We start from the raw sequence: 18,674 nt of genomic DNA, 5'->3' as shown, positions 1-18,674 counted from the left end.
ATTTTGGCTTCCTGAACCACCATTTCCTAAAAAGTTCACCTCAGGATCTAATCCAGAGTAATCTGTAAAGGTTAATAGGTTTTGAGCACTTATAGATACTCTCACATTATCCATACGTAACTTATCAGTAATCTCTGATGGTAAATTGTAGCCTAAGGCAATATTCTTTAGTCTTATATAGCTTCCATCTTCTACAAAACGAGAAGAAATTTGTTTCCCTCTAAGTTTAGCAGAGGGTATATCTGTATTTGTGTTTGTTGGAGTCCAAGCATTTAATATATCTGTAGTGGCATTAGAATCTCCGTTAAATAACTGTACATTGGTAAGATTCATAACATCGCCACCATAAGCTCCTTGAAAAAAGATGCTTAGATCAATGTTTTTGTAAGTAAATGTGTTTGTGATACCAATGGTAAAATCTGGATTAGGATCTCCTATTATTTGTTGATCATCGGTGGTAATTACGCCATCTAAATTACCATCTTCATCTGGTAAATCTGTAAATAATTGATCTCCTGCTTCGCCTCCTTCAAAAATAGCGGTTCCTTCTGGTAAAGCTCCACCTTGGTAAACACCTCTATATTCATATCCCCAAAAAACACCTACAGCTTCTCCTTCTCTTAGGATATGCGTACGATCTATATTAAAATATCCAGGAGAAGCATCTTGGAATATATCTTCACCATTTAATAAACTAACAAACTCATTTTTGTTTGTAGACCAATTAAGATCTGTAGTCCAACTGAAGTTTTCGGTACTAACATTTCTGGTATTTAAAGTAATCTCAAATCCTTTGTTATTAATCTCTCCTACATTTCTTAAACTTGCAGCAGTTAGAAAACCTAAAAATTCTGGTTGACTAGAATCTGCAATGATAAGATCCTTGGTGTCTATATTATAGTAATCCAATGACAGTGAAACTCTATTAGAAAATAATCCTAAATCTAGACCAAGATTGGTTTGATAGGAAGATTCCCATTTTAGATCTGGGTTGGCTACTTGGTTTGGTGTTACATTAATAACAGTCTGTCCATTGATAGGAGTAAAGACAGATGCAAAACTAGCAAGTGATCCATATGCTGCAATTGCTTGATTACCGGTTACCCCATAACTGGCTCTTAACTTTAGATTAGAAACCGTTTGACTGTCCTTTAAGAAGTTTTCATTTGATACTTTCCAACCAATGGCTCCTGATGGGAAAATTGCATATTTTTCATTTTTAGCAAAATTCGATGATCCATCTCTTCTAACTGTAGCTGTTAGTAAGTACTTATCATCATAATCAAAGTTTAGCCTACCGAATTGAGATTGAATCTCTATTTCAGAAAAAGAAGAAGTAGGTATCAATTGAGTAGATCCTGTTTGTAATGCGTGGTAAGAAAAAGAATCTGAGGTAAACCCTTCAGCTCCTGCAGAGAATCTATCTGTAGAATTCTTTTGGTAAGAATATCCTGCTAATAAAGTAAGATTCCCTCTTCCTATTTCTGCATTATAGGTTAAGTAGTTTTCACTTAAGATACTTGTACTCTTAGAATTTGTGATGGTTGCTCTTCCGCCTGTACCAGCTCCAGCTGTAGTAATTAAAGTCGATGGACTAAATGTCCCTTGAGTACCATTAATGGTACTAAAACCAAATGTAGTTTTGAAAGTAAGGTTTTCAAAAATATCGTAATTCGCATATAAATTGGCTCTATAATTATCTGTTTTTGTCTCATCGATTCCCTCAGTAGCAATGGCAAATGGATTATCTACATTATCTCCAACAGAGTTAATTGTATTAAGGCCATTGGCATCCTGTACCCCAAGATCTGGTGCAAATCGAAATAATAATGAAACCACATCATCTCCACCACCATTTACTGTAGCACCGGTTGATTGTGTAGGAACTCCATCTTTATTTCCTCGACTACCAAATATATTAGCTCCCAACTTTAACTTATCAGTTACCTGTGCATCGATATTTGATAAAAAAGAAATTCTTTCGAATTCAGAATTTATAATCACACCTTCTTGCTTAAAATAAGTAGCAGAGGCATAAAAATTTATCTTATCACTTCCTCCAGAAAAAGAAAATTGATGATTGGCAGTACTACCACTACGATACAATAAATCTTGCCAATCTGTATTGGCAGATCCTTGAACATATCCAGGATTGATGGTTTGCTGATAAGCTGCAAATTGATCCGCATTTAATAAATCTAGACGATTGGCTGTATTTTGAATAGAATATGTAGTATTTACCTCTACAGATAATTTACCCTTTCTACCTTTTTTGGTGGTTACTAAAACAACCCCATTAGAACCTCTAGAACCATAAATAGCGGTAGCAGATGCATCTTTTAAAATCTCAATAGATTGAATGTCATTTGCCTGTGGAAAGATACCTCCTACAAATCCATCTACAACTATAAGTGGGGCACTACTAGCATTGATAGAAGTATTTCCTCTAATCTTTACATTGATAGGGGCACCCGGTTCTCCACCATTGTTAGATTGAACTACTACACCTGCTGCACGACCCTGAAGCGCCTGTGCTGCATTCAATACAGGAAAAGCATTTAACTCCTCCGTCTTTACAGAAGATACAGAACCCGTTACATCACTCTTACGTTGTGACCCATAACCGACAACAACGATTTCTTCTAGTGCTTCGGAATCTTCTTCCATAGATACGTTTAGCGTAGTCTGTCCAGATATCGTGACATTTTTTGTGGTAAGTCCTATGTAAGAGAATTGTACTACATCTCCTGATTTTACATTTATGCTATATTTTCCGTCAAAATCTGTTACTGATCCTGTTGATGTTCCAATAACAAGAACGCTTACACCAGGAATAGGTGTATTTGTTTCTATTGATGTTACCGTACCGGTTAACTCATAATTCTCTTGGGAATATGAGGTGAAATGATACAATAACGATAGTAGTAAAGCTATAGTTATTTTATGATTCATGTGTAATTGTTTCAATGATTAGTTTAATTTCAGATATAAGCCTATCTGCTTTTTAAGTTGTTTGGACTTGTGTTTTACTTAACTAAACATTAACAAAGGCAAAATTTCAAACATATTATGATTTGCTATATTTGCAGCTGCATGTTTACTTAGGTAATTGTGTACTATTATTCTTGTTAATTAACTTCTCCCTCTAACTTGAAGTGATTACAGAATAATTGAAGAGGATAGGTTATTGCCTGTCCTTTTTTTATTAATTTAATATTGGATTTACTCTACATAGGCTAGGTGGTTTTAATTAGTATTGCAGTAATTATATAAATCGTTAAAATGAATTTTTAAGCTTTTAATCGCTTGATCTGGATCATTATCTTTTATTGCATTTACAATATCTTGATGTTCCTGTATTAAAGTAGAGAAATTAGTTTCATCACAAATTTTATTATTTACAAAATTTGTTATTATTTCTGGCGTGATCACCAGCATTAAAGAATTGATAACACTATTACAACTTGCTTCCGCTACCTTTAGATGAAATAGCAAATCTTCATCTACCGCGTTTTCTCCATTAATTGATTTTTTTATGTAAGCTTCGTGCGCTTGTTCTATTTGATATAACTGTTTGTCAGTTCTTCTTATCGCTGCTAGTTTTACAGCCTTCGTTTCAAGTATTAATCTTGTTTCTACTAATGATTTGAAATCAGGTATTTGTAGATGTAAAATATTGGCCATCATGGAATTTAATGCGCCTACTCCAATTTTGGAAACGAAAGTTCCGCTCTTAGGATATCTTTTTACTAAACCATAAAATTCTAATTTTTGGATGGCTAGTCTTAATTGACTTCTACTAGCGCCAAATTTTTCCGATAATGTTCTTTCTGAAGGTAATTTATCTCCTGGTTCGAGTTGTCTATTGATGATTAGATCTCTTATTTTGGAAATCACCTTTTCTACTTCATCTTTTGGTGATAATGGGTCGGTTTCTAAGTTAATTCTCATAGTTTTAAATTGGTCAACCAAATTGGTTAACCAAATATAAGAGAATTATTTTAACCTACGTATTTTTAATGTTAAAAAATGAAAGAAATATTAAAAAATAGATGTTTTTTATTCGATATCGTCATTATTGAGAACTAAGTGTTAATTGTTTATTACAACAAAAGTGAGAATTAAAAAAGGACTAAACATAACTTGCTTAGCCCTTTCTATATGAATAGATATTTAAAACTATAGAGGATTATCCATCACCATTATCTTCGTTTTCTTTTTCTTCCTTCTTTTTCTTTTTTTCTTCCGCTTTCTTGCGTTTTTCTTCTTCCTTCTTTCTTTTCTTTTCTTCTTTTAAACGCTTCTTTTCTTCTTTCTTTCTTCGTTTTTCTTCTTCTTTTTTAGCTTTTTCCTGTTCTTTCTGAAGCTTTTCATAAGCAGCATCTATATCTTCTTCCTCTTCGCCAGCTTTTTTCTTTTCTTCAGTTTCTTCTTTTGCTTTTTCAGGTTCGACCTCTTTTTCCATTTCTTCTAGCTTTTTGAGCTCATCATCAATTTGTTTTAACTCATCATCGAGACCTTCATCTTGTTCCATTTTATCTAATTCAGCATCTATATCCTCAATCATTTTTTGCTTTTCTTTTTCAGCTTTGATTTTAGCTTTCTCTGCTTGCTTAGCTTCTTTTGCTTCTCTTTTTAATCTTCTACGCTCTTCTTTCTGGAATTTTTTGTCATCTTTTTTATCTTGTTTTTCTTTTTCTATGCGCTCACGTTCTAGGCGTTGTTCAGTCCTTCTTTCGTCAAGGTCTTGTTCCATAGCATCTCTATGGCTTCCATCTTCAAACTCATTTATAAAAGGAGTTTTTTCTAGTTTTAAGCTATCATTTTCTATTTCTTCAAACTCCTGATCAATATTTAAACTATCACTCTCTTTTTTATTTAATTCTTCTTCTCCTTCTTTTTCCTTTATACCACTTTCGAAACCTGGTTTTTCTATAATCTCATCCTTCTTATGCCAATCAAATCGGTAAGAGGCTCCTACACTAACTCTAAATATAGAAGGAGTGTCTTTAAAATTTGTAGCAACATTAGCATCAATTTGTAAATCATTATTAAATAAATAAGCTCCTCCCATCCGAACTATATTATCACTATAGAAATCACTTTTTTGTCCTTGATATTCCCCAAAGATGGCCCATTTATCATTTAGAGTATGAGTACTGGTAATTATCCAACCGTATGCAGGATTATCTGTGGTTATTTTATCTACTATTAAGTTAGTAACCAATACCCAGCTTCCAGCATTACTAGTCCACCAGTTATTCTGAGTCATAACAACAATTTTTGGACTAATTGTTTGATCATTGGCAAATGTAAAAGGGTTGTCGGTATTTACATAGTTCATACCTACATAAGCAGAAACGGCCGGAATCAGAGTTTTCCATTTAAATCTATAACGTTCTTTCCAACTTTTTAATTCATCGTAGTTAATAGAATCATTTTCTTTAGGTTTTTTATAGGGATCATAAATTAGATATTTAACACCAATAGTATTAAATTCAAAATCTGTTCTTCTTATTTTTTCTTCATTTGCTCCAATCGTTTGTCTAATTCCTTCACTTCTAAAGCTACCATTTATATTAATCTCTAGTTGTTCGATTAATAATCCATATCTTATTGCATAATCAAAATTAAATGTATTCGTTTTGGTGTCAAATAGTTTATGTTTTTCTTTTCCAAAACCTAATCCACCTTCGAATTGTAATACATTATTACCAACCGAGAAAGCTCCTTGTGAAGTTCCAGGTCTATTAGTATTAATTTTCTCAGTGTATTGTGCAGATGCAGTTAAGCCTAGCAGGAATAGGCTAATCAACAGCAGCATAGATTTAGGGCTCATATTCAATAGATTTGGTTCAAATATAGCAGATTTTATCATTTTTTTAGGACTGACATCGTGTAATTGTATAGAGAGTTCCCTATTTTTGAAAAAAAATAATATGCAAGTTGCTTCTTTATCAGGGGTGTTAAAGGTAATTCTCATTCTATTATTAATATATTATGGATTAAAGATACTAACGCGTTTATTTGGTCCTCTATTGCTTAGATATGTAACAAAGAAAGCTGGAGAAAAGTTTCAACAGCAATTTCAGCAATATCAACAACCCCAATCTTCCCCGAATAATGATACTACTATAGATAAAAAGCCTAAACAAAAATCTGGTAATAAAGATGTAGGTGAGTACATCGATTTTGAGGAAATTGATTAATTTGGCGCTTCAATCGTAAATTGTTTCGCACATGATGGCTTATCTAAAAAGATTCATACCTCATTTACTTGTTATTATAGGTTTTATAATTGCTTCACTTGCATTTTTTAATCCTGTCCTTAGTGGAAAAATGATATTTCAGAATGATATTAAACTCTATGAAGGGATGGCAAAACAGCAGAAAGACCATCGGAAAAAGACGGGCAAAGAAACTTTTTGGAATAATTCTGCATATGGTGGTATGCCTACCTATCAGTTAGGAGCTAAGTTTCCCCATGATTATACGGATAAGTTAGATCGTTTAATTCGATTTTTACCAAGACCTGCGGATTATTTATTTCTATATCTTACAAGTTTTTATATTTTATTATTGGTAATGCGAATTCCATGGAAAATGGCAATTCTTGGAGCTCTGGCCTTTGGTTTTTCGGCATATCTCATTATAATAATTGGAGTAGGACATAATTCTAAAGCCCACGCAATAGCTTATTTCCCGTTGGTAATTGCTGGTATTCTGTTAGTTTTTCAAAAGCGATATGTCTGGGGCTTTATATTAACAGCTTTGGCAATGGGGTTAGAAATCCAAGCAAATCATTACCAAATGACCTATTATTTGGGGCTACTCGTATTTGTAATTGGAGTTACATATTTCATTGATGCTTTTAAAAGAAAAGAAATACCACATTTTTTAAAGTCATCGGCGATATTAATTGTTGCGGCTATTTTAGGTTTAGCGACAAATGCGACAACCTTGTTATCAACATCAGAATATGCAGAAACTAGTATCCGTGGTAAAAACTTATTAGCGGATGCGACGACTACTTCTTCAGAAAAAAATGGTTTGGACTATGAGTATATTACTGAATATAGTTATGGTAAATTAGAGTCTTTAAATCTTTTTGTTCCTAAATTAATGGGATTAGGTAGAGCTTCAGATTTGGGTAAAGATTCTGCTTTTTATCAAAAATTGATTGAGTTAGGTCAACCACCAGAACAAGCGGATTATTATGCTAATGTTACGGGATTGTATTGGGGAGCACAACCCTTTGTAGAAGCACCTCCATATCTTGGGATAACGGTAGTGTTTCTAGCATTATTAGGACTGTTATTAGTAAAAGGTAGACTAAGATGGTGGTTACTAGGTGGAATCATTCTATCTTTAGTGTTAAGTTGGGGTAAAAACTTAGATTTCTTAACTCGATTCTTTGTAGATTATGTTCCATTATATAATAAGTTTAGGGCTGTCTCCAGTATTCAAGTGATCCTAGAGTTGGTTGTGCCAATTGCAGCTGTATTTGGTTTGTATCAATTGTTTAACCAGAAAACGGCATTTCAAGAAAGACAAAAGAAGTTTTTAATCTCTCTTGGTGTTTTTGGTGGTTTATGTTTAATATTCTGGTTGTTTGGAGGAAGCTTATTTAGTTTTAAATCTCCTGGAGATGTACAATTAGCAATAGAACAACCTGCTATTTTTGATGCTATCAAAGAAGATCGTATTACTATTATGAAAAGTGATAGCTTACGTTCTTTAATTTTTATTTTGTTAATCGGTGGTTTGTTGTGGTTTACATTGAAGAAAAAACTATCAGAAAATCTAATGTTAGTAGGCGTAGGGATTCTTATTCTTGTAGATTTGGTTGGAGTAGATCGCCGTAGTGTTGATAGTGATTCTTTTATTTCTAAGAGAGAGTATAAATCATATTTTCAACCAACCACAGTAGATAAAGAGATTCAAAAAGATAAATCTTATTATAGGGTATTAGATCAAGCCAGAGGTTTTAATAATTCTCATACTAATTATTTCTTTAATACGGTAAATGGATATTCTGCAGTTCGACCAAGAAAAATGGAGGATGTTTATTTTGGACATATAGCAAAGGGGAATCTCCAGGTTATTAATATGTTGAATATAAAATATGTGATTCAACAGAATGAAAAAAGACAATTAGATGTACAAGAAAATCCTTCGGTAAATGGACCGGCCTGGTTTATAGAAGAATTAAAATTTGTAGATGATTATAAAACAGAATTTGAAGCGTTAAATACTATAAATACTAAGAATACTGCGGTTATAAGAAATGATTTCAAAGAAGAATTAGCAGGATATAAACCCGCAAAAGATAGTATTTCTAGTATTTCTATATCCAAAACAGATCCAGATCATTTAGCATATAATTCATATACTGAAACACCGGGATTTCTTGTTTTTTCAGAAACATATTATAAAGATGGATGGAATGCTTATATAGATGGAAAATCAGAAACTATTTATCCTGTAAACTATATGCTTAGAGGTTTAAAAGTTCCAGCAGGAAAACATACTATAGAGTTTAAGTTCGAACCTCAGGTTGTAAAAACAGGAAGTACTATTACTTTGGCAAGTTCTATTATCTTTGGGTTATTATTTTTAGGAGCGTTATTTTTTGAATACAGAAAAAGAAAAGAAATAGTTTCTGAAGACAACTCGTAGATTATTTTGAAGGTATTACTTATAACATATTATTGGCCACCTGCAGGAGGTCCTGGAGTACAACGTTGGCTTAAATTTGTGAAGTATTTTAGGGATTTTGGAATTGAGCCTATTGTTTATGTTCCAAAAAATCCTATGTATCCTTTAATTGATAAATCTCTGGCCCATGATATTCCAGAAGGAATACAGGTTATAGAATATCCAATTTTTGAACCTTATCGTTTTGCAGAAATTTTTTCTAAAAATGAAACCAAAACCATTAGTAAAGGAATTATAGCAAATGATAATAAGCAATCTTTTGTTCAAAGACTTTTACTGTATATAAGAGGAAACTTTTTTATACCAGATGCCCGTAAATTTTGGATCAAACCATCAGTTAAATTTCTTTCTAAGTTTATTGAAGAGAATAATATTAATACAATTATTACTACTGGTCCTCCTCATAGTGTTCATTTGATAGGAAAGAAGCTTAAATCTGAGTTAAATCTTACTTGGGTAGCAGATTTTAGAGATCCTTGGACAACGATTGGATATCATAATAAATTAAAATTGACTAAGCGATCTATAAAGAAGCACAAAAAATTAGAAAAGGGAGTACTAAGTGCTGTGGATCATATAACCGTAACAAGTTATACAACCAGAGAAGAATTTACGGAAATTACGAATAAACCAATTTCTGTTATTACTAATGGATATGACACTGAAGAAGTTTCCGTGGTAAAATTAGATGAGGAGTTTACGGTTTCTCATATTGGTTCTTTATTATCCGGAAGAAATCCAGAAAAACTGTGGAATGTACTATATGATCTTACTCAAGAAAATCTTGAGTTTGCAAAAAAATTTAGATTGCGATTGGTAGGAGCGGTAAGCGAAGATGTGTTATCATCTATCAAACAAGCTGGTTTGTCTCCTTTTATAGAAAATAAAGGATATGTTTCACATAAAGAAGCAATAGAAATACAAAGGAGGTCTCAAGTTCTACTATTAGTAGAAATAGATAGTGAAGAAACAAAGTGTATTATACCAGGAAAGTTATTTGAATATATGGTTTCTAGAAGACCTATTCTTGCAGTGGGGCCAAACGATGCAGATATATCAAAGTTGATAAAAGAAACGAACTCTGGTCATTTTTTTGATTATAAAGAGTATAACGAGATGAAAAAGATTATACTTGACTATTTTGTTAAATTTAAGGACGGAAAACTGGAGGCAGAAACTAAAGGTATTGAAAAATATAGTAGGAGAGAACTTACTAAAGAAATGTCTTTATTGCTTCAAAATTTGAATAGCTAATATCATTCTTTAATATTGTGGGAATAGTAGTAAATCAATCTATAAAAAATGTAATCATTACCTGCTTTGGTTTTGGGATTGGTGCTATCAACACCCTCTTTTTGTTTACGAAATTTCTAGAAGAAGAATATTATGGGCTTGTTTCATATTTACTTTCAGCTTCTAATTTAATATGGCCTTTAATGGCTTTTGGTGCTCATAATACCTTGGTTAAATTTTATTCTTCTTATTTAAAAAAGGAACAACGGAATAGGTTTATGAGTATGATGCTTATTCTACCATTGTGTATAGCTATTTTAATAGGAACTATTGGTTTAGTTCTATATACTTATATACTTAATTATTTTAGTGAAGATAATACTGTTGTCCAATCCTATGTATGGACAATATATGTTTTGGCAATCGCTTTGTCTTATTTTGAAATCTTTTTTGCTTGGACCAAAGTGAAATTGAAAAGCGTTTTTGGGAATATTATGAAAGAATTGTTTGTTAGGATTTGTCTAATGATTCTTTTATTTCTGGTATATTTCAAAGTAATTACGGTACATCAATTTGTGTATGCAATTGTGATGGTGTATATACTTCGATTAGGGATTATGATTATATACGCATTAAGCTTGCATGAATTTAAGTTTAGTTTCTCATTCCCTAGAAACTATATTTCTGTTTTAAAGTATTCTCTTTTAATTCTATTGGCAGGTTCCGTTGCGACCTTATTAATAGATTTAGATAAAACGATGATAGAACGTTATCTTCCCATTGAGTATGTAGCAAAATATGGTATCTGTGCTTATATCGCTAGTGTTATAATAATTCCTTCTCGTGCAATGCATCAAATTACGTACCCGTTGACTGCGAAGTTGATTAATGAAAAGAATTTTGATCAGTTACGAACCTTGTATAAAAAAAGTTCTTTAAATCTATTTGCTATTAGTGGTTTATTGTTTGTGTTAATACTTTGTAATGTTAATGAACTTTTTAAACTGATTCCTGAAGAATATGAACTGTTTATCTGGGTAGTAGCTTTAATTGGAGGAGCTAAATTGTTTGATAATTTATTAGGTAATAATAATTCCATATTATTTAATTCGGATTATTATCGATTAATATTATATATAGGAATTGGGATGGCTATTCTGGCATTTATTCTTAATTGGGTTTGTATTCCAGTTTTTGGTGTAACAGGAGCGGCTATTGCTACTTTTAGCGCTGTATTTTGTTACAATTTGGCAAAATTATTGATTGTTCAGGTAAAATTTAAAATGAATCCATTTTCCTCAAAAATGTTATTGACGATACTGTTTATTTCAGGATTTGTAATAGGGTTTTATTTTTGGGATTTTAAATTTCATCCAATAGTAAATATTAGTATAAAGAGTATAGTTATCGGAGTTTGTTATATTGCTTTATTGTATTTTTTTAAAATATCTGAAGATATTAATACTGTAATAAAGAAAATCCCCCGAGGTGCCTAAGCATACTACTCTGGGGGATTTTCCAACTAACCAACCAAAAAAATAAATTCTTTATATTTTTTAACTTCTACTTCTTGCAGAACGTGATCTTGAATTACTCGACCTTGCTTTTCTGTTAGAAGTATTACTTCTTTGTTTTTGTGTTTTAGCTCTAGAACTATTAGTTCCTTTACTAGTATATCGACTGTTATTAGAACGTTTTGTTACATTTCTTGAGCTATTATTTCTATTGCTCCTAGTCGTAGTTCTTATTTTGTTATTATTTCTACTAGATCCATTAGCAACGGTATTTCTACTTCTTTGTGATCTTTGGTTTGTCTGAATTCTATTTTGATCAGCTCTTCGTGCCTGATTTCTTGTTTCTGCATTTCTAGTAGAACGACTTGTAACAGCGTTTCTGGTTCTTTGCGTATTTTGTGCTCTATTTTTATTCTGTACACTTCTCGAAGTAGCTTTTGTTCTATTTCTAGATTGTGTACTTCTACCTCTAGATGCATTGTCATTTACTCTAGCTCTAGTTCTATTTACTGAGGTAGATCTACTACGATTTACAGTTCTGTAGTTACGATCATTTCTCTTGTACATAGCTGTTCTTCTGTCACGAGATCTATAATCAAGACTTCTAGCTCTGCTAACTCTATTTCCTCTGTTATAGCTTGCTACTCTCTGATTAGGTCTGTAATAGTTACGACTTCTATAAGGTTTTGCATAGTATCCATTATAATAGTTTGTTCTGTAAACATTATATGAAAATCTATATGGGTTGTAAAACCTTCTATAAGGTCTGTTGAATACGATACATCTACTTACCACTGGTACAGTAAAGAAAGCGTGAAAAGGTCTGTATGTATAATGTCTATTAAAGCTGTTAATAAATCCAGTACAGTTAACAAAATTACCGTAGTTATTATAATTCACATATAATCCACCAACTCTAGATATTCTACCAAAACGGTTGTAGTTGATAAATATATCACCTGCTTGACTAATCCTACCATAGTAATCATAGAATATAGGTACATTTTCTATTTGCACTACAGCACCATAATCATCATACTGTACATATGCATCATAATCATAACCAGAGTTAAAACTAATATTTACACCTGGACGATTGATATTAACACTAACACCACTTCTTGGTCTGTTTACATAAAAATCAAACTGACCATCTGCATACACAGAGAATTCAACTCCACTTTCATTAAAAATGAATGATTTTCCATAATTATAATATCTAGAAACGGTTTCTGTATTTGTTTCAAAAGCATTAGCAGTAAAAGAAGCTAATAATAAACCTGTAAATAGTAAAACAATATTTTTCATAATCTGTGATTTTAAAAGAAGTGTAAAAATTAGTTTTTATCACTCGTTTATATAGTATCAAGCAGCGTGCCAAAAAAATAGATTATTTTATAGTGTTCTTCATTGTTAAAGGTTTTTAGGTGCTAAAATACTGATTGTTAGGTTTTTGTTTTTTATGTTTTAACTAAGTTGTATTATTTTGGAAATAAACTTTTATCAATATTAGGAATTACTTTTAGTGCATTTTTATAATATAGTTTTTTCAGAACCTCATCTTCAAGTTCTAATCCATACATTTTCCAGAAAGCATGATATCTTTTGTAATAAGGAAAATACTCATCGTTAGATTCGAGAACCCTAAAATAAGTGTAGTATTCCTCTGGATTCCAAGAATCTTTACCAAACATGATTCTATCCTGGTATTTAGTTAAAAATGCTTTTGCATTACGAGGTTGTCTCCCAAGTTCGGCAATTACTGCTCCAATTTCGGAATACATATTAGGAATTTCATCCATTAACTCAGCAAGTTTGGCTAAGTTGTTTCCATACCATCCCAAATGTGCATTGATAAATTTGGTATTTTTATGTTTTTTAAAAATATTATGTTGTTCTTGTATAATGGTTTGCCAAGCCCCCGTAACCTTAGCATCTCTTTTTCTTCTAGATCGTAATTTTAACTCCAGCCATCTTTCATTTTGATTGTCGTGTGGATCCCAGAATGATTTTGGATCTGCAGCGTGTATTAGAACAGGAATTCCTAATTCACCACATTTTTCCCATATCGGTCCAATTCTAGGATCATCTATTTTGATTCTATCGCCGTTACTATCTGTATTATCCATTCCTTGGCTTTTGTATATTTTTAAACCATTGGCCCCCATGGCAACATCCTTTTTTAGTCTTGCAACAGTTCTTTTTGTCCAATCAGGTTCGTCAATACCTTCTAAATCAATATTGGTAAATACTATAAAACGTTTAGCCGCATTAGTTTTTACATTTTCTAGAGCTCCTTTTAGATGTTCGTCAGATCCTCTTCCTCGACCAGATAAATTAACCATTACTGCCATGTTTAATTTGTCCATTTCGCTTACTAATTCACTTAAATCTTGTGTAGGCATTCTAAATTGATGATTATGCACATCGATAAAAGGAAATTTCGCTTTTTTTATTATAGTTTCTGGAACTACAAGAGTAGAAGGAGGGTCATAATCTTCAAATTGCATTTTTTGAGCAACTGACATTTGAATACAAACTATTGAAATCGTTAAGAGTGAGATTTTGTAGAATTTCATATAAATATTTTATTTTTTTACTCCCTTAAATATAAAATAATCGTATTGCCTAGAAGAAAGCTTAACATTTTTAGTTAAAAGAGAAAGCCCGCTATCAAAAATGACAACAGGCTTTCTAACAACTAACCAACTAACTAATTTATATCAATCATCATCGTGATCACTATATTTCTTTTTTCTTTTCCTATTCTTATTGTTATGATCATCATCATTATGATTTTTCCAATCTCTATGATTTGATCTTCCATTAAAATTATAATAAGGATCATGAGTCATACTACATCCATCTACACCGCAGAAACCACATCCTGTATGATGTATGCTTCCTTCTATATGTCGTATTCTTCCTCTTTTTCCGTAGTATACACGCAGTCCACCAATCTTAGCTAATTTTCCTCTTCTGTTATATCTAATTAAAACTGATCCAATTCTTCTAACTTGATCGAATTGATTATATCCTATAGTAGTAATACCAACTCGTTTTAATCTTCCGTAGTAATCGTACCTTACAGTAAAACGATTGTTAGACCTATAAGCTCTAGTACGTCCTGGAGCGTTATAATTTCTGGTATTCCAATCCGAATTATTATAGTTTCGTCTTCTAGGAGTTTTAAAATCAATTTCTCCATTTGGATATACAAAGAATTTTATACCACCTTCGACAAATACAATTGGTTGAGAACCACGATAACGTTTTGTAACCCTATCAACTTGATCCGAATTTTTCTGATCGGTCGCTTGTGCAGTTGTTCCAATTAGTAACATTGCTGCGATAAAAAGTATCATTTTTTTCATAACTAAAATGTTTTGGGTTTTTACCTACTCATTAGCTTTTCGGTTTCCGCTATTTGATTATTAAGTAACCAAACCGCGTGCCAAATTTTTTCTTGTTACAATAAAATACCTTTCAAAAAGTTGTTAACTATTTGTTTTTAAGATGTTTAATTATTTCCTCAGGATCTGCTCTTTCTTTATAATCTTCTTTGATAAAATCATAAGTAATAGTTCCATCTTGATCAATTACATACGTCGCTGCTATAGGTAATTGATGATCTTCGTTACCATTGCTTTTAATTAAATCTATTCCAAATCCTTTATAAACTTCAATTAAATCTTTAGGCAGTGTAAATATTAAATTGAATTCATTTGCTATTTTGTTATCAATATCAGAAAGAACTTCAAAACTTAAATTATTTTTTTCGGATGTATTAAGAGAGTTATCTGGTGTTTCTGGGCTAATTGCTACCAAAGTAGCTCCTAGTTCTTCAAATTGATCTTGATGCGCCTGTAAAGCTTGTAACTCTAGATTACAATAGGGACACCAACCGCCTCGGTAAAAAGTTAATACTACTTTTTTAGTAACTAATAATTCTTGAATAGATATATTTTTGTCCGCAGCATTTGGTAGCTTTATTTCAGGTATTTTATCACCAGTTTTTAGAGATCGATTAACTAGTTGACTATTTCTAAGTTCCGAGATACCATTATTCATTATTTTATGAATAGTTTCAGGATATTTATTGGCCGATTGAGCGGCACGAGCTTTTAATTGTTCTGTAAGTGACATTCTTTTAATTTTAATTATTTGGATAGCTTAGCCGGAATGCTTCTTATTACTTTACAGAATATATTATTACAATTATGTTAATGTTTTTTAGAGTTTATCTTTTAGATATTGACCAGTATACGATTTTTTATTTTTACTAACTTCTTCCGGAGTTCCTTGAGCAATAATAATTCCTCCGTTTTTTCCGCCTTCTGGTCCTAAATCAATCACATAATCAGCGCATTTTACTAAATCCAAGTTATGCTCAATAACTAAAATAGAATGCCCTTTAGCAATTAACTCATTAAATGATTTTAATAATTTTTTGATATCATGAAAATGTAATCCCGTTGTTGGTTCATCAAAAATAAATAAGGCTTTGTCTTTTGTGTTTCCTTTTACTAGAAATGACGCAAGTTTTATTCGTTGCGCCTCTCCTCCAGAAAGAGTAGAAGAGCTTTGGCCTAATTGTACATATCCTAAACCAACATCTTGTAAAGGTTGAAGCTTTCTTATGATTTTTGCCTGACTGTGTTTTGAGAAAAAATCAATAGCGCTATCAATAGTCATGGTAAGGATATCATCAATATTTTTATCCTCAAAAGTTACTTCTAGCACATCTTTCTTAAATCGTTTTCCTCCACATGTTTCACATTCTAAATGTACATCGGCCATAAACTGCATTTCGATGGTTACTTCACCTTCACCTTTACAGGTTTCGCAACGTCCGCCATCTACATTAAAAGAAAAGTGCTTAGATTGATAATTACGAATTTTCGAAAGTTTTTGACTAGCAAAAAGTGCTCTAATATCATCATATGCCTTAATATAGGTCACTGGATTGGATCTCGAGGAACGACCAATTGGGTTTTGATCAACAAATTCTACATGTTTTATGTTACTATAATTTCCTTTTAATTCTGTAAACTGCCCAGCTTTTTCTCCGTATCCGCCTAATTGTTTTAGTACAGATGGGTATACAATTTTTTTAACTAACGTACTTTTACCACTTCCAGATACACCTGTGATTGCAGTAAAAACTCCAAGTGGAATTTTTACATCTATATTTTTTAAATTATTTTCTCTTGCTCCAATAATTTCTAAATAATATTTAGAAGTTTTTCTTTCTTTTGGAATTTCTATTTCTAGATCTCCATTAAGATATTTTGCTGTTAAAGAGTCAGAAGCTAGAATTTGATCAAAAGTACCATTAGCAACTAAATTACCTCCAAAAGTACCCGCTTCTGGACCGATATCTAGGATAACATCTGCTGCTTTCATAATGTCTTCATCATGTTCAACAACAATAACTGTATTTCCTAAATCACGCAAAGACTGAAGCACTTTTATTAGTTTTTCGGTGTCTTTAGGATGTAAACCTATACTTGGTTCATCTAATATATACATAGATCCTACTAAACTACTTCCTAAAGAAGTGGCTAAGTTTATTCTTTGGGATTCTCCACCAGATAATGTATTGGATTTACGATTTAATGTTAGATATTGTAATCCTACGTTGTCTAAAAATTCTAATCTGCTATTTATCTCTTTTAGTAATCTTTTGCCAATTTGTGAATCATACTCATTTAGTTCTAGATTTTTAAAGAAATCAGAAAGTTCATTTAAAGGTTTTTCTACAAGGTCTGTTAATGTAGCATCACCAATTTTTACATAGTTCGTTTCAGCACGTAATCTTTTTCCTTTACAAGTTGCACATTTGGTTTTACCACGATAGCGAGATAGCATTACTCTATTTTGAATTTTGTAAGCTTTTGCTTCTAGTTCGATAAAAAAGCTATCTATACCTTCAAAATATTTATTTCCTTTCCAAAGTAATTCTTTATGTTCTGAAGATAATTCGAAATATGGTTTGTGTATTGGAAAATCAAACTTATATGCACTATTTACAAGCTGATCTTTATACCAACTCATTGTATCTCCTTTCCAAGGGAAAACGGCACCTTCGTATATGCTTAGAGAAGTGTTTGGTATCACAAGGTCTTCGTCAATACCAATTACATCTCCATATCCTTCGCATTCAGGACATGCTCCATACGGATTATTGAAACTAAATAAATGAACATTAGGCTCTAAAAAAGTCATTCCATCCAACTCAAACTTATTACTAAATTGTCTAGAATTATTATCTTTTAGAGATTCAATGTAACAAGTCCCTTTTCCTTCGAAGAAAGCTGAAGCTATTGCATCTGCTAAACGATTATAGAAGTCCTCTTCATCTCTTTTTATAATTCGATCTATAACAAGATGAACTGTATCTTTTGTTGTGATATGAGCTTCTTCAATTCTGCAAACAGTATCATTAATCTTTACACGCGCATATCCCTGTTGTTGTAATACTTTAAGTTTTTCTTCTGTCGTTCTTCCACTTTCTACATGTATTGGAGCAAGTAAAAGTAGTTTTTCACCTTCTTTACATTCTTTTACATATTCGATTACATCAGTTACTGTATCTTTTTTCACTTGATTACCTGAGATAGGAGAGTAGGTTTTTCCTATTCTTGCAAAAAGTAATTTTAGATAATCATAAATCTCTGTTGTAGTACCTACTGTAGATCTAGGATTGGTAGAATTCACTTTTTGCTCAATAGCAATTGCCGGGGCTATGCCTTTTATATATTCAACTTTAGGTTTGTTAAGTCGTCCTAAGAATTGTCTTGCATAAGAAGAAAGACTTTCTACATATCTTCGTTGTCCTTCGGCATATAATGTATCAAACGCTAAACTAGATTTACCAGAACCAGATAACCCAGTGATTACCACTAATTTATTTCTAGGTATAGCTGCATCTAGATTTTTTAGATTATGCAGTTTGGCTCCTTTAATTAATATATTATGTTTTGGATCTAAGGTAGTAATGTCTTGAATCATAGCAATTATGCGGTGTGACGGCAAATATAATGATTACTAAAGAAGTATTCTAAAGTATTGATATTGAAAGTTAAGTTAAAAAAATTAACAGAAAATAGTTTGATTTTCAATGATTGTTACTATATTAGCCCCAATTACATTAGGGGCAAAACCAAATGTGCAACTAAAATAAAGCACTTTCAGAGGTTGCCATGT

At 31.9% G+C, this 18,674-nt stretch carries 12 protein-coding genes; 4 read left to right on the top strand and 8 right to left on the bottom strand.

Annotated features, from left to right (window positions below; genetic code table 11):
• The 3 genes from H526_RS0117610 to H526_RS31865 all read right to left on the bottom strand — a co-directional run.
• Nucleotides 1–2,952, bottom strand: a 2,952-nt coding sequence (locus H526_RS0117610; RefSeq protein ID WP_027394218.1) for a SusC/RagA family TonB-linked outer membrane protein, incomplete at its 3' end; no start/stop codon positions are given.
• A gap of 294 nt (nt 2,953–3,246) precedes the next feature.
• Nucleotides 3,247–3,951: a FadR/GntR family transcriptional regulator gene (locus H526_RS0117605; protein ID WP_027394217.1), complete on the bottom strand. Its 705-nt coding sequence runs from the start codon at nt 3,949–3,951 to the stop codon at nt 3,247–3,249.
• Between the two features lie 238 nt (nt 3,952–4,189).
• Complete coding sequence (locus H526_RS31865; protein WP_162144503.1) at nt 4,190–5,839, bottom strand: transporter; 1,650 nt, start codon at nt 5,837–5,839, stop codon at nt 4,190–4,192.
• Between the two features lie 100 nt (nt 5,840–5,939).
• On the opposite strand from H526_RS31865, the gene H526_RS0117595 reads away from it, so the two are divergent.
• Genes H526_RS0117595 through H526_RS0117580 form a run of 4 tightly spaced genes read left to right on the top strand, consistent with a single transcriptional unit; the run spans nt 5,940 to nt 11,447 of the window.
• A complete protein-coding gene (locus H526_RS0117595) occupies nt 5,940–6,209 on the top strand; it encodes a DUF4834 family protein (RefSeq protein WP_027394216.1) in 270 nt (89 codons plus the stop codon).
• A 31-nt stretch (nt 6,210–6,240) separates the two neighbouring features.
• Nucleotides 6,241–8,679, top strand: a complete 2,439-nt coding sequence (locus tag H526_RS0117590) for a YfhO family protein (protein WP_027394215.1) — start codon at nt 6,241–6,243, stop codon at nt 8,677–8,679.
• A 6-nt stretch (nt 8,680–8,685) separates the two neighbouring features.
• Nucleotides 8,686–9,972, top strand: a complete 1,287-nt coding sequence (locus H526_RS0117585; RefSeq protein WP_342667690.1) for a glycosyltransferase family 4 protein — start codon at nt 8,686–8,688, stop codon at nt 9,970–9,972.
• Between the two features lie 17 nt (nt 9,973–9,989).
• Nucleotides 9,990–11,447, top strand: a complete 1,458-nt coding sequence (locus H526_RS0117580) for an oligosaccharide flippase family protein (RefSeq protein ID WP_027394213.1) — start codon at nt 9,990–9,992, stop codon at nt 11,445–11,447.
• A gap of 60 nt (nt 11,448–11,507) precedes the next feature.
• Here the strand turns inward: H526_RS0117580 and H526_RS0117575 are convergent, their stop codons facing one another.
• The 5 genes from H526_RS0117575 to uvrA all read right to left on the bottom strand — a co-directional run bounded on the left by H526_RS0117575 (nt 11,508) and on the right by uvrA (nt 18,479).
• On the bottom strand, nt 11,508–12,773 hold the full coding sequence (locus tag H526_RS0117575; protein ID WP_027394212.1) for a splicing factor U2AF large subunit: 1,266 nt from the start codon (nt 12,771–12,773) through the stop codon (nt 11,508–11,510).
• Nucleotides 12,774–12,946: 173 nt separating this feature from the next.
• Nucleotides 12,947–14,044: an amidohydrolase family protein gene (locus H526_RS0117570; RefSeq protein ID WP_035085954.1), complete on the bottom strand. Its 1,098-nt coding sequence runs from the start codon at nt 14,042–14,044 to the stop codon at nt 12,947–12,949.
• 144 nt (nt 14,045–14,188) lie between these two features.
• The gene (locus H526_RS0117565) at nt 14,189–14,839 is read right to left on the bottom strand and encodes a hypothetical protein (RefSeq protein ID WP_027394210.1); all 651 of its coding nucleotides are present in this window, start codon (nt 14,837–14,839) and stop codon (nt 14,189–14,191) included.
• Between the two features lie 127 nt (nt 14,840–14,966).
• A complete protein-coding gene (locus H526_RS0117560; RefSeq protein WP_027394209.1) occupies nt 14,967–15,611 on the bottom strand; it encodes a peroxiredoxin-like family protein in 645 nt (214 codons plus the stop codon).
• An 87-nt stretch (nt 15,612–15,698) separates the two neighbouring features.
• Nucleotides 15,699–18,479, bottom strand: a complete 2,781-nt coding sequence (gene uvrA, locus H526_RS0117555) for an excinuclease ABC subunit UvrA (RefSeq protein WP_027394208.1) — start codon at nt 18,477–18,479, stop codon at nt 15,699–15,701.
• Between the last annotated feature and the right edge of the window lie 195 nt (nt 18,480–18,674).

This window comes from Aquimarina latercula DSM 2041, from assembly GCF_000430645.1.
Taxonomy (GTDB): domain Bacteria; phylum Bacteroidota; class Bacteroidia; order Flavobacteriales; family Flavobacteriaceae; genus Aquimarina; species Aquimarina latercula.
Note: the sequence above shows the minus strand (reverse complement) of the source record. Positions and strands in the feature narration are given on the sequence as shown.